Source organism: Mesorhizobium sp. WSM4807, assembly GCF_055811615.1.
The window spans coordinates 219735-246499 of record NZ_JBVVQY010000009.1 but is presented as its reverse complement, the minus strand read 5'-3'; the positions used below and the strand labels follow the sequence as shown (position 1 = coordinate 246499).

Here is a 26765-nt window from a genome sequence, read left to right as displayed (position 1 = left end):
CGTTGCAGCAGGGCGCGGCCTCACCCGACCCCACCCGCCTCCCTTCGCTCGGCACCCTCCCCTCGAGGGGAGGGGCGCCCGCCAGGAACCCCGCCAATGACCGAAACCCCGACCGTTCTCTCCCCAACCGCCGAAGCCCCGGTCGAAGGCCTGCCGCCGGGTTTCGGCGAAGGCATCGCCGGCAAGGCCGCCTTTCTCATCGCCATCGCCTTCTCCGTCTTCCAGATCTACATCGCCGCCTATGGCAACTTGCCTAGCCAGGTGGTGCGCGCCATGCATGTCGGCTTCTTGCTGCTGCTCGGCTTTGGCCTGATCGCCAATCTGCGCGCCACAAGCACACCGGCGAAAGCAGCGTTCTGGACGCTCGGCGTGCTCGGCTTCGCCACCGGCCTCTACAATTGGGTGTTCTATGCCGATCTCATCCGGCGCTCCGGCTTCCCCACCACGCCTGACCTGATCGTCGGCACGGTGCTGGTCGTGCTGGTTTTCGAGGCTGCGCGGCGGCTGATGGGGCTGCCGCTTGCCCTGATCGCCTTGATCTTTCTCGCTTACGCTTTCTTCGGCAATCATCTGCCGCCGCCCTTCATCCATCGCGGCTATGATTTCGCCCAGCTCATCGACACCTTCGCCTTTGGCACCGAAGGCATATACGGCACGCCGGTCTACGTCTCGGCCGCCTATATCTTCATCTTCGTCGTCTTCGCCGCCTTTCTCGAACGCGCCGGTATGATCGCACTGTTCAACGATTTCGCCCTTGGCCTGGTCGGCACGTGGCGCGGCGGCCCGGCCCAGGTCTGCGTTCTGTCCTCGGCGCTGATGGGTACCATTTCCGGCTCCGGCGTCGCCAATGTGGTGGCCAGCGGCCAGTTCACCATCCCGCTGATGAAGCGCTTCGGTTTCCGTTCGGCTTTCGCCGGCGCCGTCGAGGCGACCTCTTCGATGGGCGGCCAGATCATGCCGCCGGTGATGGGCGCGGTCGCCTTCATCATGGCTGAGACACTGAACATTCCCTATGCCGAGGTGGTCAAGGCGGCGATAATCCCGGCGCTGCTCTATTTTGGCGCCTGCTTCTGGCAGGTCTACTTGGAGGCCGGCAAGGCCGGCCTGCAGGGCATGGCCAAGGCGGACCTGCCCAATCCGTGGGACGCGGTGAGAAGACATTGGCCGCTGGTGCTGCCGCTGGCCGCACTTATCTATCTGCTGTTTGCCGGCTATACGCCGATCTTCGCCGGCACCATGGGGCTGGCGCTGACCATCGTGCTCATCCTCGGCACGCCGCTGGCGGCGCTGATCGGGCCGCTTGCGTTCCGCATCGTCTTCTGGCTGGCGCTCGGGCTTGCCGCCGCCTCTTTCATGAGGTTCGGCGTCAATATCCTCAGCTTTGTGATCGCTGGGCTAATTGTCGCCTGCGTCACATTCAGGGGCGGACGCGAGACGCTGCAGATATGCATAGACTCGCTTGCCGAGGGAGCAAAGAACGCGCTGCCGGTCGGCATCGCCTGCGCCATCGTCGGCATCGTCATCGGCACTTTGACGCTCACCGGCATCGCCTCCACCTTCATCGGCTGGATCATCTCCATCGGCGAGAACAATCTGTTCCTGTCGCTGGTACTGACCATGCTGACCTGCCTGGTGCTCGGCATGGGCATCCCGACGATCCCCAATTACATCATCACCTCGTCGCTGGCCGGGCCGGCATTGCTGTCGCTTGGCGTGCCGCTGGTGGTCAGCCATATGTTCGTCTTCTATTTCGGCATCATGGCCGACCTCACACCGCCGGTGGCGCTGGCCGCTTTCGCCGCCGCGCCGATGGCCAAGGAGAGCGGCCTCAAGATCGGCATCCAGGCCACCAAGCTTGCCGTCGCCGGCTTCGTCGTGCCGTTCATGGCGGTCTACACCCCGGCGCTGATGTTGCAGGACCCCGGGCCGATCGCCGCCCAGTTCGGCTATCCGGTCGAGGTCGCCTATGTCGTCGCCAAGGCCTGTATGGGCATTGCCATGTGGGGCGCTGCCGCCGTCGGGTTCCTCGCCCGGCGCATGGCCTGGTGGGAACGTCTCGTCACCTTCGCCGCCGGCGTGCTGCTGGTTGCGGCACTGCCGCTCACCGACGAAGCCGGCTGGGCGCTCTCTTTCATCTGGATCGGCTGGCACTGCTGGCGTGCGCGGCAGGCGTCGAGTACGGCATGAGCCTCTGTATCCTCGCCGCCGGCAAGACGGTGACGCTCACTGTGGCCGCCTTCACGCTCGCCTGGACGCATTCGGTGGAAAAGACGCATTGGCAGGAAGACTGGAAGGTGATGCCGTCCGGCTTGCTGATCGCCGAGGCACGGATCAAGGGCTCGGGCGCCGGCATGGAACCGCCGGAAGGCTCGGTGCTGCGGGACGGCTGGTGGATCTATAAACCCAAGATGGCGCCGCAGCGGCGCCTTGTGCTCGCGGCCTCTGGCACGACGGGTGAAGGCTGGACCCTGTGCACGGTTCAGGGCTGCCGCGAACTCGCCAAGGCGGCAGGCGATGCGACCGTGCTGGAGCCCTGCGAAGGTTCGAGCCAGCCGCGATAACGGACGATGATTCCAGTGAAGCGATGTGAAATCTCGACATGGAAGCGAAACCGGCCGTCTTCCACGGTTTCGTAGGATGTCGAGCGCGGGCACAGCCACGGCGGCAGCGGCAGACCCCAAATGCTCCAGTGACGCAGGGTGAGCGTCAGCCGTCCATCTTCTGCGACCAGCGCCATCGCGAAGGTCAACGGGCCGAAGCGTTCGCACAGCAGCCGCTGCGACCGGTCCCGGCCAGCGCACTGTCGGCTTGAAAAACCGTGCGTGCCGAATGTCCGGGTCCAGGTTTCGCCATCCTCGCCGGTTTCAAACCGGACACGGATGGGAATATCGGCGCACGGCTTCGGAAACCCGACAAGCCAGGCGGTTAGCCGGCCAAGGATATTACCTCCGCGCTCGACGCGCGCCCGTCCTTCCGCTGTCGTCGTGCCATCATGCATGGCGCGGATCTCGTCCGGCAGACTTAGCCAGGCGTCGCCGAGCAAGGCGGCATAAAGCGGTGTGTCCAAATCAACGGGTTCGTTTCTGAAACCTGTGTAGATCGTCTTGCTGGCAAACAGCGCCTCATAATCCTCAAGCTCCAAATCGTGCACGGCAGCCCGCGCGCCGGGCGGCGCCTCATGTCCATGCAGCGCCTTGCGGACAAGCGCCTCGACCGCCATCGACGGGATCAGCGGCCCGTCATTGCCCTCCGCCAGCAGGTGCCACGATCGTGTGACCGCCACGCCCGTCTGGTCCGATCCCGCCACCTCGACGAATATGCCGCCGCGGTGCTCGCCCCAGCGCAGCCGGTTCGTGGCCAACTGCATGAGCGGGGCCAGCGGCGAAAGCGAGCGGACTGTTCGCGCGCGCACCAGCCAGGCAAGCCCGATCAAGGCGCGGTGAAGCACTTCGGGGCGCGGCCCGGCTCCCATCCAGATGGTTTTCGCTTCCGGCCAAAGCTCTGACAGCGCGCGCAGGCCTGGAACGTCGACCAGCGAGAACAGCGTATTTCTCAGTGGCAGGCGGGCCGGCGGTGCGATCGTGTAGCGCGTCTGTTCGGTGAACGGATGGCCTAGCGCTGAACGACCGTTCCGCACGAGCTTGACTGGCTGGCCGGCATAGCCGGATATGGCGCGGATCACATTTTCACCGACACCGGCAAAGGGCGACGGCGCGATGCCGCCGCGGATGCTGTCGACTCGCGCCATGTCCAGAGACAGCCGACGCACCGCCGCCGCCGTCAGCACCGGAAAACTGGACACCCCGGACAGCACGAAAAGACCAGCCGTTCGCGCCGCATCGTTGAACGCAGACACGCCGGCAACGAAATCCGAGCCGTCGGCAAGATCGAGATAATTCACCCCCTGGTCGATGCAGGCCTCGATCAGGCGATATCGGCTCTCCCCATAGGCCTGGAACGGGCCGCTGGCATCGATCAGTATATCGGGCCGCAGCGGTGAAAGTTGCTCGACGATATCGCCGTCGCGATCGAACAGCGCCGGAACAATCCCGGCGACGGCACGATCGCGGTTCTTGCAGTAGGCATCGGCCCTGGCCAGCGAGCGCCCGGCGACGATCAGGGTCAGGCGCGGCTCGTTCTCAAGCAATTCGACGATCCGGCCGCCAAAGCTGCCATAGCCGCCGACGATGAGGATCTTCATCGCGGCTCCCCCAAAAAGCTAAGGGTCCCGCTATATCGGGCAAAGCGAAAACCTGCTGGAGCTCGGCGCCTAGCCAATCAGCCGCCCCTCCAACTCGGCGGAAGGGATCTCGCAACTCGCTTTCCTGCCGAACAGCGCGTAACGGTTCTTGGCAATGCGATCGTAGAGCCAGTTGCGGAGCGGGCGCGGCAGCAGGAGCAACGACTTCGCCGCCCGCCACCGCCAGCCCCGTTCGGCCATGGCGGCAACGAACCTGTCCAGGCGGGTGAAGGCGGCGCCGTCGATGAGGGCCAGATTGGTCTCGTAGCTGTCCGTCCGCAGTCCGTATTTCGAAACAGTGCTTCACCGAGCGGTGACTGCCGTGGCGAAGCGGAAGCGGCTTTTGCGTCGAGCCCCACCACCATGCGCACGAAGCCCGAGCACAGCACGTAAACGCCGTCGAACACGATCAACGGCTGGCTTGCATCGAAGGCGGGTTTTTCAGGAGGATTGTCTGGCTGGGTGGTCACGCGAGTCCCGGCTGCTTGGTGTCAAACGACACTAAGCTTGCCGGCTGCGAGATCAAAGTCCCTAGAATCTCAGAACCTTGGTGTTGTCGCACGCCGCCTGTCGGCGAGCGCACGACGTTCCACGCGATAGGTCGTCGCACGGTGATCGGCGGCCGGCCTGCAGATCCGGCTGTCGTGACGGCTTTCCATGGTCGTCATCAGTGTGCGCTGATGCCGAGCGTATGGCTGCGGCGTGCGCAAGCGGGGCCAGGGCCGCGCATGTAATAGCGCTCCGGCCGGTAGGTCGGCGCGACAAATTCGCGGATGGCGGCAGCGTAGCCGATGAGGTGCGTCAAGAAGCTCATTTTACCTGTCCCTGTCCCGATTTCGGATGTCCCTTCCGAATTGCGGAGATCATAGCGTCTAGGCGTGAATAGTCGGTGAACACGATGTTAATATCTGGTCGAAAAGGCCTTGGTTCGTGGCCGCAATGCGGCTGATTCGGGGTCTTTCCATGCAGTTCGTCGACATTTCGGTCGATGTGACTTTTGCATCACATATGTTTCGTTTGGATGTCGCTCGGACGCGTTTCTGTTTCAGCCTTGGCCAGCGCCGCGAAATTTCCTTGCTTGCTTGGGGAAAGTCAGGAACCCGTCCGAACGCCGGACGTTGACGCCCAGAGCCGGGACCCACCCGGCCCAGCAGGCTGCGGCTTCCGAGCGAAACCGCCGCCGGAACCCCAAACCAGCAAGAACAATGGAAAGGCAAAAGCCATGGGTTTCTTTTCGAAAGACATCAAGACGCTGGACGACCTCTTCGTCCACACGCTGCGCGACATCTATTACGCCGAAAAACAGATCGAGAAGTCGCTGCCGAAGATGATCGACAAGGCGACCGACCCGCAGCTGAAAGCCGGCCTTGAAAAGCACCTCGGCCAGACCAAGGGCCATATCGAGCGCGTCGAGAAGGTGTTCGAACTGCATGGCGTGAAGGCCAAGACGGTCAACTGTCCGGCCATCGACGGCATTCTCGAGGAAGCCGATGAAGTCAGCGGCGACATCGATGACAAGGACGTTCTCGACGCCGCCCTGATCGCATCCGCGCAGGCGGTCGAGCACTATGAAATAACCCGTTACGGCACGTTGATCGCCTGGGCCAAGCAGCTTGGCCGCACCGACTGCGCCAATGTCCTGGCCAACAATATCAAGGAAGAGCAGGCGACCGACCGCAAGCTTACCGAGATTGCGGAAGCCAAGGTCAACCTTCAGGCCGCCGAATAGCAGTCTCGATCCAGGCAAAGCCGGGCAACCCGGCTTGCCTCGCTTTTTCGCGGGGCCGGAACTGTTTCTATCCGTTCAAGGCCTCGTGACGGCGTCGCCAAGCCGAAGCCGTCACAGCAAATCGGCGCCACACCAAACCGGCATAGGATCGCGTGCGATGGCCAGCCTTGAGCAGTATCACGCCAAACGCGATTTCAAGAAGACCGCCGAGCCGGCCGGCAAGGTCGTTCGCAACAGGAAAGGTGAGGCCGGCGGCATCTTTGTCGTCCACAAGCACGCCGCGACACGACTGCATTACGACCTTCGCCTGGAGCATGGCGGCGTGCTGTGGAGCTGGGCGATAACCCGGGGTCCGAGCCTCGATCCGCATGAAAAGCGGTTCGCCGTGCATGTCGAGGACCACCCGATCGACTACGCGTCCTTCGAAGGCACCATTCCCAAGGGCGAATATGGCGGCGGCTCGGTCATCGTCTGGGACGAAGGCAAATGGCAACCGGAGACCGATCCGGCCCACGCGATGAAAAAGGGCCATATCAGCTTCGAATTGCACGGCCACAAGCTGAACGGTCTCTGGCATCTGGTGCGGCTGAAGCCGCGTCCGGGCAAAACGCGCGACAATTGGCTGCTGATCAAATCCGACGATGCCGCCGCGCGGCCAGGTGAGGACATCTTGCAGGAGGCGCCCGAGTCGGTGAAGTCGGGCCTGACGATCGAGGAGGTTGGCGAAGGCAAGACCGCCGATGGCAAGAAGCCAAGGGTCTGGCATTCGAGCAAACGATCCACCAGCAAGGCGAAGGCCAAGGTGGCAAAGCAGCTCGAGTTCATCGAACCATGCCTCGCCACACTGCAGAGGGATGCCCCTCCCGGCAAGGAATGGCTGCATGAGGTGAAATTCGACGGCTACCGCATGCAGGCGCAACTTGCCGGCACAAAGGTGCGGCTGTTGACGCGCACCGGCCTCGACTGGACGGGCAAATTCGGCGGCGTGATTGTTGCAGAACTCGGGCGTCTGAAATGTACCGACGCCATCATTGACGGCGAGATCGTCGTGCTGGCAGACAGCGGCGTCTCGTCTTTCGCGCTGCTCCAGGCTGACCTGTCGGCCGGCCGCACGGATCGTTTTCTCTATTACGTCTTCGACCTGATCCGTCTCGACGGCCAAGACCTGCGCAAAGAGCCGCTGGTCGAGCGCAAGCAGGCTTTGCAGGATTTGCTTGGCAAACAGCCAGACAATTCGGCAGTCCGCTTCAGCGACCATTTTGCCGAACCGGGCAAGGTCATGCTGGAGCACGCCTGCCGCATGGGGTTGGAAGGCATCGTCTCCAAGCGCGCCGACGCGCCCTATCGCAGCGGCCGCGGCTTGTCCTGGGTGAAGTCGAAATGCACGCTGCGCCAGGAGTTCGTCATCGGCGGCTACCTGCCGTCGGAGAAGACCGGGCGCGGATTGCGCTCCTTGCTGGTCGGCTACCATGAGGGCGGCAAGCTGCACTATGCCGGCCGTGTCGGCACCGGTTTTTCGATGCAGAGTACCAACGACCTGAAGAAAAAGTTGGATGCGCTCAAGGCGAAAACCTCGCCCTTCGACAGGGCGGTACCGAGAGGCAAAGGGCTGGGCAAAGGAGTGGTTTGGGTGAAGCCCGAACTTGTCGGCGAAGTGGAGTTCCGCACCTGGACGTCCGACCGTATAATACGCCACGCCTCGTTCCAGGGATTGCGCGAGGACAAGCCGGCGGAGGAAGTCGTGGAGGAAAAACCGAAGGCACCCGCTGGCGGGGCCGACACCAAGGCAAAGCCTGCCGACACCAAGGCAAAGCCTGCTGGGGGCAAGGGCGAGATATCCGCCTCTGTCAAATCCACGGGGGCGGCAAACACCGTCGTAAAACTTTCTCATCCGGACAAGCTTCTGTGGCCGCAGGAGAAGGTATCGAAGCAGGGCCTGCTCGATCACTACGCTTTGGTCTGGCCGCGCATGCAACAATTCGTCATCAATCGGCCGCTCAGCCTGGTGCGGGCGCCGGACGGCGTCGGCGGCCAACGCTTCTTTCAGAAACATGCCTCGGCCGGCATGCATGACAAGATCGCCAGGATGAAGGATCCGACCGACGGCGAGGAGATCCTGTTCATCCGCGATTTCGACGGCGTCGCTGCCTTGGTCCAGCTCGGCGTGGTCGAGATCCATATCTGGGGCTGCACCATCGACGAACTGGATAAGCCGGACCAGATCATCTTCGATCTCGATCCCGACGAAGGCGTCGACGTGAAAGCGGTGCGCGCGGCGGCGCTCGAAATTCACGGCCGGCTCGATGCGCTGTCATTGCCGAATTTCGTCAAGACGTCGGGCGGCAAGGGCTACCATGTCGTCGTGCCGCTGAAACCGTTGGCGGATTGGGATGAGGTGAAGGACTTCGCCCATGATTTCGCCCGCGCCCTCGAGCAGGCCGCCCCTGATCGGTATACAGCGACGCTGTCGAAGAAGGCGCGCACCGGCAAGATCTTCGTCGACTATCTGCGCAATGGCCGCGGCTCGACCACGGTGGCACCCTATTCGTCGCGCGCCAAGAAAGGCGCTACGGTCTCGATGCCGGCGACCTGGGCGGAGATCGAGGCCGGGTTGGCGCCGAACGCCTTTCCGATCGGCGACAAGACGACGCTGAAGCAGTTGGCGAAAGCCGATCCCTGGGCAGATTTTTTCAAGCAGGGCAAGCCGCTCAAGCGCGGCTGATCAGTTACTTTTCAGCCGAGAAACACCGTCTCGAACGCCTGCTTGCCCATCGGCGAAAAGATCACTGCGCGGCTGTCTTTCTCGCGTCGCGCCCATTTCTCGGCGACAATCTTGTCGAGAATGGCCGCACCCAGCGTGCCGGCCAGATGCGAGCGCCGCACGCTCCAGTCGAGGCAGGCCCGGCACACCGGTCGTCGCGCCTTGCTCGCGACATCGATGCCGATGGCGGCGAAATGCGAGGCGGCCGACGGCCCGAGCCGGATCTCCTTGTCGTGGCGCAGGAGCACTTGTCTAGCGACAAGACGGTCGAGCATCGCCACGGCCTGCTCGCCGGCGAGGTGGTCGTAGCAGACCCGCGCCACGCGCATGGCGGCGTCGCGCGGGCCCGGCCGCACCCGCTGCGGCCCGACCGCAGCGGCGACGCCGGTAATCGCCTCGATCATGCCGGCCACCTGCGGCCCGGCGAGGCCGTAGTAGCGATGCCGCCCCTGGCTTGCCAGCGTCAGCAGCCCACCCTCCATCAGTTTCGACAGATGCGAGCTGGCGGTCGGCAGCGACACGCCGGCCTCGAGCGCCAGTTCGCTCGCTGTCAGTGCCGTGCCACCCATCAGCGCGGTCAGCATGTTTGCCCGCGCCGGATCGCCGACCAGGCTGGCGATGCGGGCTATGTCTGGTCCTTCACGCATAGTTCGTCCTTCATCGAAGCATTGTCGTCAGATAACCACTATCCTCCGCTGAAATCAAGGAGACGACGATGACCGCAAGAACCGTTCCCCACACCGTGCTTGTCAGCCGCTTCGGCCGTCGGCCGTTTCCGTTCATCATCTTACACCGGTTGCATCTGCGGCTCCTGGCGCGGTGGTACGACCGCCATCTGCAGCGCCTCGACCTCGCCGAGATTGACGAGCATCTTTTGCGCGATCTTGGCCTGACGCCAGAAGACGTTCGCCGCGAATGCGCGAAGTCCTTCTGGCAAGCGTGACCAGCGTGGAAATTGCCTAGCACACTAGAACCACAGAACGTTTCGACACCGCTCGAACTGTCGGCGCAAGAAACCAAATTCAGCAAGGAGACAAAAGATGACCATCACCTGCTTCATCCGCTACGAGATCGACCCGTTCGGCAAGGCGGCATTCGAGGAGTATGCCCGCAATTGGGGTCAGGCGATCCCGCGCTGCGGCGCCGATCTGATCGGCTATTTTGCGCCGCATGAGGGCTCGGCCACCACCGCCTATGCCGCTTACAACATCGACAACCTGGCGGCTTACGAAGCTTACCGTGCCAGGCTCGCCGCCGACCCGGCCGGCAAGGCGAATTACGAATTCGCGCGGCGTGAAAAATTTATCCTCAAGGAAGATCGCATGTTCCTGAAGCTCGCATCCGGGCCGCATTCCTCTCTGGTGAAACTATGATCGCCGTCATCTTCGAGGTCGAGCCGGCAGCGGGCAAGCGCGATGCCTATCTCGCCATGGCAGCCGACCTGCGCCCGCTGCTCGACGGCATCGATGGTTTTGTGTCGATCGAACGCTTCCAGAGCCTCACCGACCCGACACGCATCCTGTCGCTGTCGTTCTGGCGAGACGAGGAGGCGGTGAAGGCCTGGCGCAACACGGGGGAACATAGGCGGGCTCAGAAGACCGGCCGTGGCGGCATCTTTGCCGACTATCGTCTGCGCATCGCCCATGTCGTGCGCGACTATGGCCTGACCGAACGTGCAGAGGCGCCTGAGGACAGCCGGGCGCTGCATGGGTAGGGCTTTCTAAGCATTCCCGATCAGCACGCCCGCCGCGAACACCAATCCGCCGCCCAGCACCACCTGGAAGGCGGCGCGCCAGAACGGCGTCTGCATATAACGGTTCTGCACAAAGGCGATCGCCCACAGTTCGAAGAACACCACCACGGCCGCGAGAATTGTCGCGGTCCAGAAATACGGAATGAGGTAGGGCAAGGCGTGACCGAGACCGCCCAGCGCGGTCATGACGCCCGTGGTGATGCCGCGTTTTACCGGCGAGCCGCGGCCCGACAGCTTGCCGTCGTCGGAGGCGACCTCGGTGAAGCCCATCGAGATGCCGGCGCCGATCGAGGCGGCGAGCCCGACCAGGAAGGTCTGAAATGTGTCATGCGTGGCAAACGCGGCGGCGAAGATCGGCGCCAGTGTCGACACCGATCCGTCCATCAGCCCGGCCAGGCCCGGCTGCACATAGGTCAGGATGAACTGGCGTTGCTCGGCCGCTTCTTCCTCGTCCTTCACCGCGCCCGGCACATGCTTTTGCTCCAGCCGCTGCGCCAGCGTCTCGTGGCCCTGTTCGGCCACCGCCAGATCGTCGAGCAGCTTTCGTGTCGAGGCGTCGCTGGTGCGTTTCGCCGCCTCGACGTAGAACAGGTACGCCTGCCGCTCCATCGCCTCGGCTTGGCTGCGTACATGCTCGATGCCGAGTGGCCTGACCAGCCAGTCGGGCTTGCGATCGTAATAGCCCCTCACATGCTCGCGCCGGATCAGCGGAATGCGCTCGCCGAAACGCTCGCGGTGAAGTTCGATCAGCGAGTCGCGATGGCCGTCCTCCTCCTCGGCCATCTCCTCGAACACTTTGGCCGAATGCGGAAAGCTATCCGCCAGCCCGTCGGCATAGGCACGATAGATACGCCCGTCGTCTTCCTCGGAAGAAATGGCGAGCGCCAGGATCTCTTGCTCCGAGAGCGACTCGAAAGGACGGCGGCCAAAACCGAAAACACGGGAAAGCATGAGAAATTCACCCTAGTTTAGAATTATTCTAAACTAGGGTTTGGCGCGCCATTGGTCAATCGCGCCCGCCTGCCGAACGTCCAAAATTAGGAGCTCCGGGGATCCTTCTCTGCCCCTTAATTATTGGCGAATGTTCACCTATATAGCTGAACCTAAGCCAAGAAAAAGGAATCCGTAGATGCCGGCAAAACAGTCCACGCATGCATTCGACCCGAAACCCGTTCTCGACCTGATCGCCGGTATCGAGGCCGATTTGCAGCGCCTCAAAGGCCTGGTCGAGCAGCAGGTCGAAAAATTCGATCCGGCCAACCCGCACAACAAGGCCCCCGACGGCAAGCTGACCGAGGAGGGCGTCGAGTGTTGCTACCGCATGTTCGACGAGGGCAAGTCGCGCTATTCGGTTGCCCAGCAGATGAAGATATCCTTCGCCGCCGCCACCCATCGCTTCAACACCTGGCGCAAGATGGGCGGCGCCAAACGGAAAAGGACGCTTTTGGGGTAAGAAGCGGCCGGGCGAAGATCTCCTGACTTCGTCACCCTGGGGCGGAGCGAACGCGAAGCGGAGCGCAGACCTAGGATGACGAAGTTGGGGAGGCTTCGGCCAAACGTCGGGGCGCTGATGAAGGCACCACGCTCTTTTCGCAATCCACGAATTGTAACGGTCACATTTTTCCAGTGGTGCGCGGCCTAATTTTCCGTGCACCATGGGCGATCTCACTTCTGCAGGACCTCGCCATGACCACCCTTCCCGGCATCGCCGACATCCGCGCCGCAGCAGCGCGATTGTCCGGCCTGATCGTCGAAACGCCGCTGATCGAATCGCCTGAGCTGAACAAGCGCTTCGGCGCCAGGATCCTGTTCAAGCCGGAGACGCTGCAGCGTACCGGCTCGTTCAAGTTCCGCGGCGCCTACAACAAGCTGTCGTCGCTGAGCGATGAGGAGCGCAGCCGTGGCGTCGTAGCCTTCTCGTCGGGCAATCACGCGCAAGGCGTCGCCGCCTCGGCGGCGATGTTTGGCGTCAATGCGGTCATCGCCATGCCCACCGATGCGCCGGCGATGAAGGTCGGCAATGTCAGGAAAATGGGCGCGGAAGTGGTGCCGTTCGACCGTTTCCGCGATGACCGCATGACGGTGGTTCGCCCGTACGTCGAACGCGGTATGGTCCTGGTCCCACCTTTCGACGATCCGGCCATCATCGCCGGCCAGGGCACGATCGGCCTCGAACTGATGGCGCAAGCGAAAGCGCTCGGCGTGAGCCTCGACGCGGTCGTCATTCCCTGCGGCGGCGGCGGCTTGAGCAGCGGCATCTCGATTGCGGTCAAGGATGCCTCGCCGGGCACGGCCGTCTGGGCGGTGGAACCCGAACATTTCGACGACACCTGTCGTTCACTGGCCAGAGGTGCCCGGGTTTCGATCGACCCCGGCCACACTTCGATCTGCGACGCGCTCCTCACCGCCGAGCCGGGCGCGATCACCTTCGAGATCAACCGCAGGAATCTCGCCGGCGGCATTGCCGTCTCCGACAAGGCCGCGGCACAGGCTATGCGTGACGCCATGGCCCATCTCAAGCTGGTGGTCGAGCCCGGCGGCAGCGTCGGGCTGGCCGCACTGTCATCAGGCGAGATCGAGCTATCAGGCAAATGCATTGCCGTGGTGCTGTCCGGCGGCAATGTCGATTTCGGCACCTACGCTGAGATCATGGCGGCGGCTTAGGTGGCGACCGAACCAGCACCATTCAAAAAGGCTGACATGGAATGAAACTGTTCTTCAGCCGCAATCCCAATCCTCGCCTCGCGGTCGCGGTGGCACGTTATCTCGACGCAAAGGTCGAGTTTAAATTCGCCTCCCCCTTCGCTCCGGGGCAGGCTGAGCGATTTCGCCCACTGAATCCAAATCTTTCATTGCCCATACTTGTAGGCTCGGGAAAAAGCCTCTGGGAGACCGATGCCATAGCCTGCCGGCTGTCACGCGACGCGCATTCGGATCTCTGGCGCACCGGCGATGACGAACCCGAGATGATCCGATGGCTCAGTTGGGGGAAAGAGAACTTCGCAAGAGCTTGCGACGTCGTGCATTTCGAACGCGGGACCAAACAGCGGTATGGGCTCGGCCCGATCGATCAGGGCCGGGTTGAGGAGGGGTTGAGAGACTTCCGCACGGCCGCTGCAACACTTGAGGCCGAGCTTTCCGAGCGAGAATGGCTGGTTGAAAATTCGGTTTCCTATGCCGACTTTCGAATGGCGACGTTTCTGCCCTTCAACGATGTCGCCGGATTGCCGCTCGATGATTATCCTTCTGTCAGCCGCTGGTATCGTCAGCTTGAAGAAATCGACGCCTGGCGCGATCCTTTCCAAGGACTGGAAGCGCCTGAATTGCCGCCGGTCCCGGGAAGCCCGCATGAACCTCGATCCGAATGATCATGCCTATCGGCACAACCCGATGCGCTATCAAAGCGCGGTGTTTCACGACCTATCCGCCATGGCGAGAGTCCCCCTTTTTCTGTTGATCAAAACGGGAAAACAACGCTAACTGGCTCCCGCGAGGGACCATGCTGACAGTTGATGAAGTGCGAGCAATCCCGTTGTTTTCGGGTTTGCCGCCGGCCGAACTGGAGCGGCTGGCGCGGACAGCGGCCGACCTCCATCTCAGCCCTGGAGAGTTCGCAGTTCACGAGGGCGGAGAGGCAGCGCTGTTTGCGGTTCTCGCCGGCAGGATCGAAGTCGTAAAAACCTTCGACGGCGTCGAGCGGACGCTCGGCTGGCGGCTGCCGGGAACGATATTCGGTGAGGTGCCGATTGCCCTAGGCTCGGGTTTTCCGGGCGGGTACCGCGCCACTGAGCCGTCCCGCGTGATGCGGATCGAGGTTCAGCAGTACTACTCCATCGCCGCGGTTTCAAAGGACGTCGCCCAGAAGGTCAGCGCGCTTGCCCGCGAGCGGATGGGCGGGCTGCAGAGCGTCACTGCCGAGCCGCAGAAACCGCGCGTGACATTGGTCGGCCATCGCTGGGACACGGCGTGCGGTGATCTGCGCCGGTTTCTGGCCCGCAACCAGATCTCATTCACCTGGCTGTTGCCCGACACCTCAGATGCCGAGGCTTTCTGGTCTGCCATGGGCAAGCCGGCTCTCGATGGTCCCGTTGCCCGGCTGGCGGACGGAGAGATCATGGAAAGTCCCGCCGTGCGCGATCTTGCCATGCGCCTCGGGCTGCAGACGCGCCCGCGCGGCGCCGAATACGATGTCGCGATCATTGGCGGCGGACCGGCCGGCCTTGCCGCGGCGGTCTACGGCGCATCCGAGGGGCTGCGCACCATCGTCGTCGAGCGCGAGGCGCCCGGCGGACAGGCGGGGACATCGTCGCGGATCGAAAACTATCTCGGCTTTCCCAGCGGAATCTCCGGCGACGAACTGGCCAGCCGCGCGCTGCAGCAGGCGAGGCGGCTGGGCGCCGAAATCCTGGTCACCCGCTCCGTCGCCGGCATCGATCCGGCGACGCACCAGCTGTTTCTCGACGGTACCGATGCCGTGCGGGCGCGCAGCCTCATTCTTGCGACAGGCGTGACATGGCGTCGTCTCGCCATCGACGGGTTCGACCGGCTTATTGGCAAGGGCGTCTATTATGGAGCCGCGCGCAGCGAGGCAAGCACCACCCATGGACTGGACGTCTTCCTGATCGGCGCCGGCAACTCGGCCGGCCAGGCAGCGCTGCATTTTTCGGGCCATGCGCGCAGCGTGACACTGCTCGTGCGCGGCCCGGCGCTTGCAGACAGCATGTCTCACTACCTGATCGAGCAGCTCAGGGCGAAATCGAACGTAAAAGTCCAGCTTCGGTCCGAAGTCCAGGCTGTGCACGGCGAGACTCACCTGACGGCGATCGACATTCTTGACAAGGCCGGCAATGAGGTGAGCCGGCACGATTGCGGCGGGCTCTTCGTTTTCATTGGCGCCAACGCAGAGACCGAGTGGTTGCCGGCCGACGTCGTGCGCGATGCCCGCGGATACGTGCTGACCGGGGACGATGTGAAGAAGGCCGGGGGCTGGTCGCACGACCGCGACCCCTATCTGCTCGAAACCAGTGCGCCCGGCGTCTTTGCCTGCGGCGACGTACGCTTGAGTCCTGTCAAGCGGGTTGCGTCAGCGGTCGGAGAGGGCAGCATGGCGATCGCGTTCGTTCACCAGTATCTGGCGAATGAAGGAAAGGCCCACCGCAGCCGAAGCTAGACAGGGCCGGCAACGTCCGCTTATGCTCCGTGCTCGGCTCCGCCGACCACTTCAAACGGCATGGTCCCACGCGTCGGCCATTGATGGCAGCCGGCCTGACTGAGTTTTGATCCTAGTCCAGCGTTCGGCGGAACCGCACCAGTGCGACGCCTGCAAACAGCGCTACGAACATGACGAGCCAGCCGATTTCCGTCGCGACCGCCGGCAGTTCGGCGCCCTTCAGCATCACCGCGCGGATGATGCGCAGGAAATGCGTCAACGGCAGGATCTCGCCGAAAGCCTGGGCCCAGCCTGGCATGCCGCGATAGGGGAACATGAAACCGGACAGCATGATCGACGGCAGGAAGAAGAAGAAGGTGAGTTGCAGCGCCTGCATCTGCGTGCGCGCCATCGTCGAAATGGTATAGCCGAGCAGCACCAGCGCCAGCACGAAGATCAGGACCGCCGTCAGCAGCAGCGGCATCGACCCGGTGAACGGAATGGCAAACAGCAGTTTCGCCGCCGCGAGCACCACCACCACTTGCACCGCGCCGACCACCAGATAGGGCAGCACCTTGCCCATCATGATCTCGAGCGGACTGGACGGCATCGCCAGAAGGTTTTCCATCGTGCCGCGCTCGGTCTCGCGCGTTAGCGCGATCGAGGTCATCATCACCATCGTCATCTGCAGGATGACGCCGAGCAGGCCGGGCACGATGTTGTATTGCGAGATGCCTTCCGGATTGTAGCGCCGGTGCACCACCACTTCGAGCTGGCCCCGGGCAGCTTCGGCGGCCGTCTCCTGCATGCCGCGTGCCCGGAGCAGCGCCTGGTTGGCGACAGTGCCGAGCGTCGAGATGGCGCCGCTGGCGACGGCGGGGTCGGTCGCGTCCGCTTCGATCAGGATCTGCGGCTGGTAGCCGCGCTCGACCCGCCGGGCAAAATCCGCGGGGATGGTGACGACGAAGGCGACATCGCCGCGCGCCATCAGGAATTCCGCCTCGGCGGCACTTTGCACGACACGGTCGAACCTGTAATAGCCGGTGGTTTGCAGCGCCGAAACCATGGCCCGCGTGTAAGGATCGCTGCTCATAGCCACCAGGGCTGCCGGCAGGCTCTTCGGATCGTTGTTGATGGCATAGCCGAACAGCACCAGCTGCATCAGCGGCACGCCCAGCATCATGGCGAAGGTGATGCGGTCGCGCCGCATCTGGATGAACTCCTTGATCAGCAGCGCGCCGAGCCTGGCGAAGGAAAAGACGCTGTCTATCCCGTTTTTCATCCCATATTGTCCTTCGAACCGGACATGAACTGGATGAACACATCCTCCAGGCTGGTCTCGCCCGGCGTCACCGTCACGCCCCTGTGCTCCTTCTCGACGTCGGCGAGTGCTGCCTGAAGCGCTTTCTTGTCGGAGCCGACGACATGCAGCGTCGCGCCGAACGGCGCCACCTGGTCGACGCCGCGGCGGCCGCTGAGTGCGGCAGCAAGCTGGTCAAGCTGCGGGCCTTGCACGACGAAGGTCGTCAGCCCAGCATTCCTCACCACCTCGTCGACCGTGCCGGAGGCCAGCATCTTGCCGTACGAGATGTAGCTGATGCGGTGGCAGCGCTCGGCCTCGTCCATGTAGTGGGTGGAGACCAGCACGGTCAGCCCGCCGCTGGCCAGGCGATGGATCTCGTCCCAGAATTCACGCCTGGCTTTCGGATCGACCCCCGCCGTCGGCTCGTCGAGCAGCAGCAATTTCGGCTGATGCATGATGCAGGCGGCCAGTGCCAGCCGCTGCTTCCAGCCACCGGACAGCGTACCGGCCAGCTGGTCCTTGCGCGAGGTGAGGCCGAGATCCTCCAGCGTCCTGCCGACATGCTCGTTAAGCGGCTTCAACCCATAGAGCCGCGCCACGAATTCGAGATTCTCGGCTATGGTCAGATCCTCATAGAACGAGAATTTCTGCGTCATGTAGCCGACTTCGCGCTTGATCCTCAGGCTGTCGGTGCGGATGTCGAAGCCGAGCACCGTGCCTTCGCCCTCGTCCGGCGTCAGCAGGCCGCACATGATGCGGATGGTCGTCGTCTTGCCCGAGCCGTTCGGGCCGAGGAAGCCGACGATCTCGCCCTCGGCCACTGTCATCGTCACATGGTCGACGACGGTCTTGTCACCAAAACGCTTGACCAGGCCATGGACATCGATGGCGTTCATTTGCCGACATCCGCCAGATCGACATCGACGATCTGCCCCGGTTGCAGCGCGCCGGCATCGCCCTCCGGCCGCGCCTCGACCAGATAGACCAGCTTCTGCCGGGTCTCGAGCGAGTAGATCACCGGCGGCGTGAATTCCGGGTCCGGCGACACGTAGCTGACGCGCGCCTTCACGTCAGGCCCGCAGCCGTCGCAATGGACGTTAAGCAGCGTTCCGACCTTTATCGACGAGAACGCACTTTCCGGAACATAGACGCTGAGCTTCACGGCGCCGTCCGGCAGCATCGAAATGACAGGTGCGGTCGGGCCGGCGGTGTCGCCCGGGTTGCGGATCACGTCGTTGACGCGGCCGGGCGACGGCGCCGCCAGCACACGCTTCGACAGCCGCCATCGCGCTTGCTCCAGCGTCGATTGCGCTTGGCTGACCTGATTCTCGGCGGCCTTGATCGTTTCGGGCCGTGCCGGCAGGCCGCCGACGGCGAGATTGGCCTCCGCCTGGCCGAGCTGCGCGTTGGCTGTCTCCAGCGTGGCCGAGGCGGTGTCAAAATCGGCCTGGGTGCCGGTGCCGCGTTTGAACAGATCACTGGCGCGGGTGTATCTGCGTTTGGCGTCGGCGGCCTGCGCCTTGGCCATGTCGACCTGCGCCTTGAGCACCTCAATCTCTTCCGCCCGTTTGCCGACCTGCAGGTCGGCAAGTTGCGCCTGGGCCTGGGCAAGGGCCGCCTCGGCTTGTGCGACGGCTATTTTTGCGTCGGCGCTTTCCAGCGTCACCACAGGCGTACCGAGCGCGACGCGGTCGCCGCGCCTTACCGAAATCGTCTCTACCTGCGCCACCTCGATCGGCGCGAGCAGCACATAGTCGCCTTCGACATAGCCGACGGCGAGCGGCGGCGCCGGTGCGCAGGCACTGAAAAGCAGGGCGGCGAGCGGCAAAGAGCAGAGGAAACTCATGACCTACGATCCTTCCGGGCGGCCAATATCGCCGCAAGATTATCCGTCACCGCCGCCGCAATCTTGGTGGCCTCGGCATCGCCGATCCCTCGCCAGCCCATGCGGCGCATCACCGCTTCGCGGCCGATGCGGAAATAGACGACCTGGCCGATTAGCGTGAACACGGTGAGTCGGGTAGCCTCGCTTTCGGCCGGCTCGCCAGTTGCCTGCTCCCAGATCAGGCAGAGCCGGCGATGCGTCGGCTCGAACACGCCGTCATAGATGCGGTCGAGTGCCGCCGTAGGATGCGAAAGTTCACGCAGGACGAACTGCACGATTTCACCGGCTTCCGGCCTAGCCACGATGAAGGCCACCATCCGCTCCAATGCGGTGAAGAGTTGTGCCCGCGCCGCTTCAGGGTCGTTTGGCGCCTGCAGATCGCCGATCGCCTGGCCGGCAATGGCCTGGATGGTGTCGACGATATAATCGGCCGCTGCCGCGCGAAGTCCTTCCTTGCCGCCGAAATGATAGGCGATCGAGCCGATATTGGCCCTGGCCTCAGCCGCGATCTCGCGCGTCGAGGTGCCGTCGAAACCCTGCCGTCCGAACAGCGTCAGCGCCGCGCGGACAAGTGCTGCGCGCGTCATGTCGGCGGGAGATGCCTCGCGGCGCGGAATTTTGGCGTTTGTTAGCTTGCTCATGCCAAGTATTTAATCAATCGAATGATTAAAGTCAATCCCGCCTATCTCCATCTTGCCATCTCCAGCCGCACGCGCTTTAGTGCGAAGCCATGGTCAAGGAAATCGAGCGCAAGTTCCTGGTCTCCGGCGCGCAGTGGCGGGATCTGGTCGAGGCGGACATCCGCATTCGCCAGTTCTATCTCGCCGCCGCGCCCGACCGCTCGGTCCGCGTGCGCATCAGCGATGGCGCCTCGGCAAAGCTGACGCTCAAATTCGGCAGCAAGGCCCGCGAACGTGACGAATTCGAGTATCCGATCCCTCTGGCGGAGGCGGAAGAGATGCTGGCCTTCGCCATCGGACGTGTCATCGAGAAGACACGCCACCATGTTAGGCATCGCGGCCATCTCTATGAAATCGATGTCTTCGGCGGGACGCTTAGCGGTCTGGTGGTCGCCGAGCTTGAGACGCCCGAGGACGTGCAGAACGAAATGCTGCCAGATTGGCTCGGCCGCGAAGTCACCGGCGAGCAGAGGTTCTACAACGCGTCGCTCGCCATCGAGGGGGTTCCGGAGATCGCCGCATGAGCTATCGCATCGATCCGCGCCTGCCGTTAACCGGCGAGGTCAGGCGCATCCTCGCCGAGGAGATCGGCAAGGCGCTCGTCCATCTGGACGCGGCGCGTGACAGGCCGGAGGAGGCGCTGCACAAATGCCGCAGGCGGCTGAAGAAGATACGTGCCTTGCTGCGCCTGGTCCGCCCCGGAGACGAGACATTTTGCAGTACCGAGAACCAATGCTACCGAGAGGTGGCTGCCCTGCTTGCCGAACCGCGCGAGGCGACCGCGCTGGTTGAAACCATCGACCGGCTGGCAAAAAACTTTCCCGAGCAAAGCGCTGGCGGCGGTCTCGATGCCGTTCGCGACACGCTGGTGGCGCGCCAGCACGAATTGCATGGTGGAACTGGCCTCGGCGCCGCGATAGCTGCCGCGACTGCCGCTTGCGAGGACGGCATCAGCCGCATCGATACGTTAGCCTTGCCCGACCAGCCCGAACAGGCCGCCGATGTGCTTGCCGAAGGCGCCCGCATCAGTCTGCGTCGCGCCAGAAAGGCGCTGGACAAGGCAGGCTCCCGCGGTGATGCCGACGATTTCCACGATCTGCGCAAGGCGGCGAAGACTCACGGCATGCATCTGTCGCTGCTTGGAAGGCTGTGGCCGACGCCGATCAAGGCCCGGCGCAAGGCGGTCGACGAACTCGGCGAAAAGCTGGGCGAACTGCATGATGTATTCGTCCTGCGCAACCTTCTCGATGCCGGCGAGCGGCCGCTCGGCTCTCCTCAGGAAACGCGGCTCCTGAGCAAGCTGTTGAAGCGCTCGGAGAAAAGCCTGAAAAAGACCTGTCTCGCGGCGGCAGGCGATCTGTTCGGCGATGGGCCCAGGCGCTCGACAAAAAAGCTGGCGCGCAAGGCGCGCGCCGACCCGGCCGCCGCGCCGCACGAAGACGCCAGCGCGCCCGGCGCCGCCGGCTGACGCGGTGCTTGCGTCGGAATCCGTCCCAAGATCGTTGACAAATGAGGAGGAGGTTTAGACCTCTCCCGGGGGGCTTTTTCCAGTTGCGCCCGCGCACAGCGGTTTGGGGCACGCATAAAAGCCAAGGAGGCGGCGGGATCATCGGCAGGACTGTCGGCGGTCGCCGTCGCTTCCATGCGCTGAATGGTTGGAAGCGAAACCCCCGCGCGCTCGGCGAGCGTCTTCTGATCGATGCCGGCCAGCGCCTTTGCGGCGCGCATCTGCGCGGCAGTGATCATCGGCTAAAGAGCCCTCGTCTGAGTTTTGCATTCCCATTTATAATACCACTATTATGATGGTTCAGCCATCACAATGCACATGTCAGGCATGTGCGCGCACCAAAACCGCTTGTGTCCTGCAGAGCTCGCGCGTTACGCGTCGTCTGGCGGAAATAGCCAGGGCGGTCTTCAATTTTCAGCAATCGAAATTCAAAGGGATTAAGCAGTTGAGAGTTTTCAAGGCTTTTGATGAGATCGACGTTCTTGGTGTCGACGGTTTTTCCTGCTGGCAGGTTGCGGGCATGATCTCGTCAACACGCTGATTTGACCGCGCGCTGACCGACACAGCGTCGTTCTGACCAGCCGGTTCAGCCGCCGTCGGTCTGCCCGCGCCATCGCTGTAGCGCCCATGCAGCCAGCCAGCACAGCATCGCCCAGGCGAAGCCGGCGCACCAGCCGGCCAGCACGTCGGATGGCCAATGAACGCCGAGATAGACGCGGCTGATGCCGACCAGCAGGGTGGTCAGCACCGCCAGTGCCAGCACATAGACCTTGGTCATTCGCCCAGGCAGGAAGCGCGACGCCATGCTGCCCAGCGTCAAATATGTCACCGCCGACAGCATCGCGTGGCCGCTCGGAAACGAAAGCGATGCCACGTCGGCGAGATGCGAGACCAGATCGGGGCGCGGCCGGTCGATTCCGAGCTTCAGCGTGCTCGACAGGGCCTGCCCGCCCGCCACTGCTACGAAAACGAGAAACGCTGGTCCCGGCCTATGGATCAGCAGCAGATAGACGATCACCGCCGCCGTCATCAGCACGAGCACGCTGGCGCTGCCGAGGCTGGTGATGTCGCGCATCGCCCCTTCCAGCCATGGCGGTCCGATCGGATTGTCGGGCTGGCCGGCTTCACGGAAGGCGAGCAGGATTTCCGTGTCGAAGGCGTGCGGCGTAGTGTCTCGCGCCACCTCCATCAGTTCCTCAAACCCCCACAGTCCGCCGGCGATGACCAGTCCGGCCAGCAGCACCGGGAATTCGATCCAGTTGAGCAGCTTGCTTGTGGTATTCTTCATCGGCCCATTCGTCCTACAGCGCCGCGTCCTTTTGGACGCGCAAAAGGACGCTGTAGCACTTTGATTGGCGCATGATCCCCAGCGAAATCGATTCCGATTTTCGGGGTCATGCGTAATTACAGTTTTTGCAGATAGGGCCCGAGCGTGATCAGTGCCACCGCTGCGATAGCGAGCACGATGCCGGTCGCCTGCAACGCATTGACGCGCTCGCCGAAGAACACCAGTGCCACTACGTTCACCGACACCAGCTGGATCACCGCCGACAGGCTGAACGACACCGACATGCCGAATTCACGGATCAGCCTCAGCATGATCAGATTGCCCGCCGAATAGAGCGCCAGAGTCAGAACGATCTTGCCGAGGCTGGGCGCCAGTCCCCATTGCTTGGCCGCCGTCGCCGCCAGCAGGAAGATCACAGTCGAAATGCCGAGCTGCCCCAGTCCCCAGAAACTCACTTTTTTGTCCCTCTCGACGCGGTGCCTCCGCGCCTGCCGCAGGTCTTGTTTCCGAAGCGTCGGTCGCGGTCAAGCCGGGGCTGATCATGGACACGAAATCGGGGCTGGAAATGGCCGGCAACGTCATCAAACTGTGATCTGCCGGCGATAGGCGGTCAGTCAAGCATTCTCTCCAGCCATCCCAAAGAAGCCAGAGGTAAGCCCCCATGACTGAACATCGCTCCCCCGACGCCCATTTCCGCACCAGCCTGCTTGAGGAAAACGATGGGCCAGGTGCCAATCCCACCGACAACCAGACGATGGGCGAGATCATCGCCGCGCGTTTCTCGCGCCGTGGTTTCCTGCAGGGATCGCTCGCGGCAACCGCCATCGCTGCAACCGTCAGCCCGCTGGCGCTGATCCTCGCCGACGATGCCCGCGCCAACGGCGGCTCGGCCTTCACCTTCGACGAGGTCGAGGCGGGCGTCGACGACAAGCATCATGTCGCCGCCGGCTATGACGCCGATGTGCTGTTGCGCTGGGGCGATCCGCTGTTTGCCGATTCGCCGGAATTCGATCCGACAAAACAGTCGGCGCAGGCCCAGGAAAGACAGTTTGGCTACAACAACGACTATGTCGGCTACATCCCGCTCGACGGCTCGGCCGAGCATGGCCTGCTGGTGGTCAACCACGAATACACCAACCCGCATCTGATGTTTCCGGGCCTCGTCACTATCGTCGAGGGCGAGGCCAAGCAGGCGCCGCTGAGCAAGGAACAGGTCGACGTCGAGATGGCCGCCCATGGCGGCACCATCGTCGAGATCCGCAAGGTATCAGGCAAATGGCAAGTAGTGCGCGACGGCAAGCTCAATCGCCGCATCACCTCGAACACCGAGATGGCACTGTCCGGCCCCGTCGCCGGCCACGACCGCGTCAAGACCAGTGCCGATCCGACCGGCACGAAGGCCATCGGCACCGTCAACAATTGTGCCGGCGGCGTCACGCCCTGGGGCACCTACGTCATGGCCGAGGAAAACATCCACGGCTATTTCTCCGGCGAATTGCCGGCCGATCACGCCGAAGCCGCCAACTACAAGCGCCTGGGCATTCCCGAAGGCGCCTATGAATGGGCTGCGCATTATGACCGCTTCGACATCGGCAAGGAGCCGAACGAGCCCAACCGCTTCGGCTGGATCGTTGAGGTCGACGTCAACGATCCGACCTCGGTGCCGAAGAAGCGCACTGCCATGGGCCGCTTCAAGCATGAGGGCGCTGAATCGATCGTCGCCAAGGATGGCCGTGTCGTCTTTTATCTCGGCGACGACGAGCGCTTCGACTATGTCTACAAATTCGTCACCGCCGGCAAGTTCAACGCCGAGGATCGCGCCGCCAACATGGATCTTCTCGACGACGGCACGCTCTACGTCGCCAAATTCGCCGAGGACGGGTCGATCGAATGGCTGCCCATCGTCTTCGGCCAGGGCCCGCTGACGGCGGAGAACGGCTTTGCCAGCCAGGCCGACGTACTGATCGAGACGCGCCGTGCCGCCGATCTGCTCGGCGCCACCAAGATGGATCGCCCCGAGGATATCCAGCCCAATCCGACGACCGGCAAAGTCTACGTCATGCTGACCAACAATTCGAAGCGCAAGACGGATCAGGTCGATGCCGCCAACCCGCGCGCCGAAAACGCCTTCGGCCACATCATCGAGATCGTCGAGGACGGTGGCGATTTCACTGCTGCCAAGGGCAAGTGGGAAGTGCTGCTGAAATGCGGCGATCCCTCGGTGGCCGAAGTCGGCGCCACCTTCTCGACCGCAACCACCGCCAATGGCTGGTTCGGCATGCCGGACAATTGCGCCATCGATTCGGCCGGCCGGCTCTGGGTCTCGACCGATGGACAGGGCCCGAAGGCCACCGGCCGTACCGACGGCCTGTGGGCGGTCGACACCGAGGGCGAGGCGCGGGCGACATCAAAGCTGTTCTTCCGCGTGCCGATCGGTGCTGAACTGTGTGGCCCGCTATTCACGCCCGACGACCAGACCGCCTTCGTCGCGGTCCAGCATCCGGCCGATGGCGGCGAAGACTGGGAGCCTTTTGGCCGACCCTCTTACTATGAGGACCTGTCGACCCGCTGGCCCGACTTCAAGCCCGATATGCCAGTGCGGCCATCGGTCGTCGCCATCACCAAGCAGGGCGGTGGCAAAATCGCGGTCTAGCTCATCTCACTCCAGGTCCACGCCGGTAAATCGTGGAGGAGGGGTTTTGGCTCGACCGAAGCCCCTCCTTTTTTATCCCGCGCCGGTCAGGTCCGCAGCCGGTAGCCGGTCCTGAAGATCCACGCGACGATCGCTATGCAGATAAACAGGAAAACGACGGTCATGCCGAGGCTGATGCCGATCGAGACGTCGGACTTGCCGTAGAAGCTCCAGCGAAAGCCGCTGACCAGATAGAGGACGGGGTTGAACAGCGTCACCGTGCGCCAGATGCCGGGCAGCATGTCAATCGAATAGAAGCTGCCGCCAAGGAAGGTCAGCGGCGTGATGATCAGCAGCGGCACCAGCTGCAGCTGCTCGAAGCTTCTCGCCCAGATGCCGATGATGAAACCGAACAGGCTGAAGGTCACCGCCGTCAGCACCAGGAAGGCAAGCATCCAGAACGGATGCTCGATGGTCAGCGGCACGAACAGCGCTGCGGTCGCCAGGATGATCAGGCCGAGGATGATCGACTTGGTCGCCGCACCCCCGACATAGGCAATGATGATCTCCAGATAGGACACCGGCGCCGACAGCAATTCGTAGATCGAGCCGACAAATTTCGGGAAATAGATGGCGAAAGAGGCGTTGGAGATCGACTGCGTCAGCAGCGACAGCATGATCAGCCCCGGCACGATGAAGGCGCCGTAGCTGATGCCGTCGATCTCGGTGATGCGCGAGCCGATGGCCGACCCGAAGACGACGAAATAGAGCGATGTCGAGATGACCGGCGAAACAATGCTCTGCAGCACGGTCCGAAAGGCGCGCGCCATCTCCATCTTGTAGATCGCCCAGACGGCTCGCAGGTTCATGCGTCCCTCCTCACCAGATTGACGAAGATCTCCTCGAGCGAGCTGTTTTGCGTGTCGATATCGCGGAACTGGATGCCGGCCGTCTCAAGGTCGCGGAGCAGCGAGGCGACGCCCGGCCGTTCGCTCTGGTTGTCATAGGTGTAAGTCAGTTGATTGCCGTCCGGCGAAAGCTCCAGCGCATAGCGCGAAAACGTCTCGGGTATGGTGACAAGCGGACTGCGCAATTCCAGCAACAGCCGTTTGCGGCCGAGCGTGCGCATCAGTTCGGCCTTGTCCTCGACCAGCACGATCTCGCCGCGATTGATAACGCCGACCCGGTCGGCCATCGCCTCGGCCTCCTCGATATAGTGCGTCGTCAGGATGATGGTGACGCCATCCTCGCGCAGCCGGCGCACCATCGCCCACATGTCCTGGCGCAGCTCGACGTCGACGCCGGCTGTCGGCTCGTCGAGGAACAGCACCCGTGGTTCGTGCGACAGCGCCTTGGCGATCATCAGCCGCCGCTTCATGCCGCCGGACAGGGTGATCGCCTTGGCGTCCTTCTTGTCCCACAACGACAGGTCACGCAGTACTTTCTCGACGAAGGCGTGGTCGGCCGGCTTGCCGAACAGGCCGCGGCTGTAGTTGACCGTCGCCCATACGCTCTCGAACGCGTCGATGGTCAGTTCCTGCGGCACCAGCCCGATCAGGCTGCGCGCGGTGCGATAATTCCGGCTGATATCGTTGCCGTCCACGGTGACCGTGCCCGACGAGCGGTTGACGATACCGCAGACAATCGAGATCAGCGTCGTCTTGCCGGCGCCGTTCGGCCCGAGCAGCGCAAAGATCTCGCCGCGCTCGATATCGAGGTTGATCTCCTTCAGCGCCTTGAAACCGGTGGCGTAGGTCTTGGTGACCCCGGAAATGGAAATGATGGATGGCATGGCTGAAAAACGGCTGCTTGAAAGGAGGTCTGTTGATTTTAGTCCG

General features: G+C 63.2%; 27 protein-coding genes and 1 pseudogene. 14 read left to right on the top strand and 14 right to left on the bottom strand.

Annotated features, from left to right (window positions below; genetic code table 11):
• The first annotated feature begins 96 nt into the window (after positions 1-96).
• Together AC0L3N_RS14985 and AC0L3N_RS14980 are read left to right on the top strand one after the other, a co-directional pair.
• Positions 97-2187 (top strand): TRAP transporter permease, encoded by a 2091-nt coding sequence (locus AC0L3N_RS14985; protein WP_473548301.1) that lies wholly within the window; start codon positions 97-99, stop codon positions 2185-2187.
• Positions 2184-2561, top strand: a complete 378-nt coding sequence (locus AC0L3N_RS14980; protein WP_123146004.1) for a DUF1850 domain-containing protein — start codon at positions 2184-2186, stop codon at positions 2559-2561. The genes AC0L3N_RS14985 and AC0L3N_RS14980 overlap by 4 nt, the downstream gene beginning before the upstream one ends.
• Here AC0L3N_RS14980 and AC0L3N_RS14975 read toward each other — a convergent pair.
• From AC0L3N_RS14975 to AC0L3N_RS14965, 3 genes are all read right to left on the bottom strand, one after another.
• Positions 2480-4201, bottom strand: a complete 1722-nt coding sequence (locus tag AC0L3N_RS14975) for an SDR family oxidoreductase (RefSeq protein WP_473548300.1) — start codon at positions 4199-4201, stop codon at positions 2480-2482. The genes AC0L3N_RS14980 and AC0L3N_RS14975 overlap by 82 nt on opposite strands.
• A 69-nt stretch (positions 4202-4270) precedes the next feature.
• The gene (locus AC0L3N_RS14970; protein WP_473548312.1) at positions 4271-4486 is read right to left on the bottom strand and encodes a DCC1-like thiol-disulfide oxidoreductase family protein; all 216 of its coding nucleotides are present in this window, start codon (positions 4484-4486) and stop codon (positions 4271-4273) included.
• A gap of 421 nt (positions 4487-4907) precedes the next feature.
• Positions 4908-5054: a hypothetical protein gene (locus AC0L3N_RS14965; RefSeq protein ID WP_123146006.1), complete on the bottom strand. Its 147-nt coding sequence runs from the start codon at positions 5052-5054 to the stop codon at positions 4908-4910.
• 408 nt (positions 5055-5462) lie between these two features.
• On the opposite strand from AC0L3N_RS14965, the gene AC0L3N_RS14960 reads away from it, so the two are divergent.
• A complete protein-coding gene (locus AC0L3N_RS14960; RefSeq protein WP_027154740.1) occupies positions 5463-5969 on the top strand; it encodes a YciE/YciF ferroxidase family protein in 507 nt (168 codons plus the stop codon).
• A gap of 157 nt (positions 5970-6126) precedes the next feature.
• Positions 6127-8691, top strand: a complete 2565-nt coding sequence (gene ligD, locus AC0L3N_RS14955) for a DNA ligase D (protein WP_473548299.1) — start codon at positions 6127-6129, stop codon at positions 8689-8691.
• Positions 8692-8702: 11 nt separating this feature from the next.
• Here the strand turns inward: ligD and AC0L3N_RS14950 are convergent, their stop codons facing one another.
• Positions 8703-9377: an ArsR/SmtB family transcription factor gene (locus AC0L3N_RS14950; protein ID WP_473548298.1), complete on the bottom strand. Its 675-nt coding sequence runs from the start codon at positions 9375-9377 to the stop codon at positions 8703-8705.
• A 68-nt stretch (positions 9378-9445) separates the two neighbouring features.
• Between AC0L3N_RS14950 and AC0L3N_RS14945 the strand changes: the two genes are divergently transcribed.
• From AC0L3N_RS14945 to AC0L3N_RS14935, 3 genes are all read left to right on the top strand, one after another.
• On the top strand, positions 9446-9673 hold the full coding sequence (locus tag AC0L3N_RS14945) for a DUF1127 domain-containing protein (protein ID WP_473548297.1): 228 nt from the start codon (positions 9446-9448) through the stop codon (positions 9671-9673).
• 97 nt (positions 9674-9770) lie between these two features.
• Positions 9771-10103 (top strand): NIPSNAP family protein, encoded by a 333-nt coding sequence (locus tag AC0L3N_RS14940; RefSeq protein WP_473548296.1) that lies wholly within the window; start codon positions 9771-9773, stop codon positions 10101-10103.
• Complete coding sequence (locus AC0L3N_RS14935) at positions 10100-10444, top strand: antibiotic biosynthesis monooxygenase family protein (protein WP_473548295.1); 345 nt, start codon at positions 10100-10102, stop codon at positions 10442-10444. The genes AC0L3N_RS14940 and AC0L3N_RS14935 overlap by 4 nt, the downstream gene beginning before the upstream one ends.
• Positions 10445-10450: 6 nt before the next feature.
• Here the strand turns inward: AC0L3N_RS14935 and mbfA are convergent, their stop codons facing one another.
• Positions 10451-11434, bottom strand: a complete 984-nt coding sequence (gene mbfA / locus AC0L3N_RS14930) for an iron exporter MbfA (RefSeq protein WP_473548294.1) — start codon at positions 11432-11434, stop codon at positions 10451-10453.
• A 178-nt stretch (positions 11435-11612) separates the two neighbouring features.
• On the opposite strand from mbfA, the gene AC0L3N_RS14925 reads away from it, so the two are divergent.
• The 4 genes from AC0L3N_RS14925 (at position 11613) to AC0L3N_RS14910 (ending at position 15653) form a co-directional block, all read left to right on the top strand.
• Entirely contained in the window at positions 11613-11936 is a 324-nt protein-coding gene (locus AC0L3N_RS14925; protein WP_123146013.1) for a hypothetical protein, read from the top strand.
• A gap of 233 nt (positions 11937-12169) precedes the next feature.
• Positions 12170-13147 (top strand): threonine/serine dehydratase, encoded by a 978-nt coding sequence (locus tag AC0L3N_RS14920; protein ID WP_473548293.1) that lies wholly within the window; start codon positions 12170-12172, stop codon positions 13145-13147.
• A gap of 41 nt (positions 13148-13188) precedes the next feature.
• Entirely contained in the window at positions 13189-13851 is a 663-nt protein-coding gene (locus AC0L3N_RS14915) for a glutathione S-transferase family protein (RefSeq protein WP_473548292.1), read from the top strand.
• Between the two features lie 131 nt (positions 13852-13982).
• Positions 13983-15653: an FAD-dependent oxidoreductase gene (locus tag AC0L3N_RS14910; RefSeq protein WP_473548291.1), complete on the top strand. Its 1671-nt coding sequence runs from the start codon at positions 13983-13985 to the stop codon at positions 15651-15653.
• Positions 15654-15765: 112 nt separating this feature from the next.
• On the opposite strand, the gene AC0L3N_RS14905 is transcribed toward AC0L3N_RS14910, so the two are convergent.
• The 4 genes from AC0L3N_RS14905 to AC0L3N_RS14890 are packed head-to-tail and all read right to left on the bottom strand — an operon-like array spanning position 15766 to position 19461.
• Positions 15766-16902: an ABC transporter permease gene (locus tag AC0L3N_RS14905; protein ID WP_123147309.1), complete on the bottom strand. Its 1137-nt coding sequence runs from the start codon at positions 16900-16902 to the stop codon at positions 15766-15768.
• Positions 16903-16910: 8 nt separating this feature from the next.
• Positions 16911-17831, bottom strand: coding sequence for an ABC transporter ATP-binding protein (locus AC0L3N_RS14900; RefSeq protein WP_123146016.1), 921 nt, complete (start codon positions 17829-17831; stop codon positions 16911-16913).
• The gene (locus AC0L3N_RS14895) at positions 17828-18781 is read right to left on the bottom strand and encodes an HlyD family secretion protein (RefSeq protein ID WP_123146017.1); all 954 of its coding nucleotides are present in this window, start codon (positions 18779-18781) and stop codon (positions 17828-17830) included. Before AC0L3N_RS14895 ends, AC0L3N_RS14900 begins: the two co-directional genes overlap by 4 nt.
• A complete protein-coding gene (locus AC0L3N_RS14890; protein ID WP_123146018.1) occupies positions 18778-19461 on the bottom strand; it encodes a CerR family C-terminal domain-containing protein in 684 nt (227 codons plus the stop codon). The genes AC0L3N_RS14895 and AC0L3N_RS14890 overlap by 4 nt, the downstream gene beginning before the upstream one ends.
• A gap of 89 nt (positions 19462-19550) precedes the next feature.
• On the opposite strand from AC0L3N_RS14890, the gene AC0L3N_RS14885 reads away from it, so the two are divergent.
• Together AC0L3N_RS14885 and AC0L3N_RS14880 are read left to right on the top strand one after the other, a co-directional pair.
• On the top strand, positions 19551-20024 hold the full coding sequence (locus AC0L3N_RS14885; protein WP_473548290.1) for a CYTH domain-containing protein: 474 nt from the start codon (positions 19551-19553) through the stop codon (positions 20022-20024).
• Positions 20021-20968, top strand: coding sequence for a CHAD domain-containing protein (locus tag AC0L3N_RS14880; RefSeq protein WP_473548289.1), 948 nt, complete (start codon positions 20021-20023; stop codon positions 20966-20968). The genes AC0L3N_RS14885 and AC0L3N_RS14880 overlap by 4 nt, the downstream gene beginning before the upstream one ends.
• 164 nt (positions 20969-21132) lie before the next feature.
• On the opposite strand, the pseudogene AC0L3N_RS14875 reads toward AC0L3N_RS14880, so the two are convergent.
• The 3 genes and pseudogenes from AC0L3N_RS14875 to AC0L3N_RS14865 all read right to left on the bottom strand — a co-directional run.
• Positions 21133-21246: pseudogene (locus AC0L3N_RS14875) on the bottom strand (helix-turn-helix domain-containing protein); the annotation flags it as partial.
• 347 nt (positions 21247-21593) lie between these two features.
• Positions 21594-22295, bottom strand: a complete 702-nt coding sequence (locus tag AC0L3N_RS14870) for a phosphatase PAP2 family protein (protein ID WP_473548287.1) — start codon at positions 22293-22295, stop codon at positions 21594-21596.
• Between the two features lie 116 nt (positions 22296-22411).
• Complete coding sequence (locus tag AC0L3N_RS14865) at positions 22412-22750, bottom strand: hypothetical protein (protein ID WP_123146023.1); 339 nt, start codon at positions 22748-22750, stop codon at positions 22412-22414.
• A gap of 206 nt (positions 22751-22956) precedes the next feature.
• Between AC0L3N_RS14865 and AC0L3N_RS14860 the strand changes: the two genes are divergently transcribed.
• Entirely contained in the window at positions 22957-24948 is a 1992-nt protein-coding gene (locus tag AC0L3N_RS14860; protein ID WP_123146024.1) for a PhoX family protein, read from the top strand.
• Positions 24949-25034: 86 nt separating this feature from the next.
• Here AC0L3N_RS14860 and AC0L3N_RS14855 read toward each other — a convergent pair whose 3' ends face one another.
• Positions 25035-25796 (bottom strand): ABC transporter permease, encoded by a 762-nt coding sequence (locus AC0L3N_RS14855; RefSeq protein ID WP_095495890.1) that lies wholly within the window; start codon positions 25794-25796, stop codon positions 25035-25037.
• A complete protein-coding gene (locus tag AC0L3N_RS14850) occupies positions 25793-26719 on the bottom strand; it encodes an ABC transporter ATP-binding protein (protein WP_123146025.1) in 927 nt (308 codons plus the stop codon). The genes AC0L3N_RS14855 and AC0L3N_RS14850 overlap by 4 nt, the downstream gene beginning before the upstream one ends.
• Positions 26720-26765 lie beyond the last annotated feature (46 nt).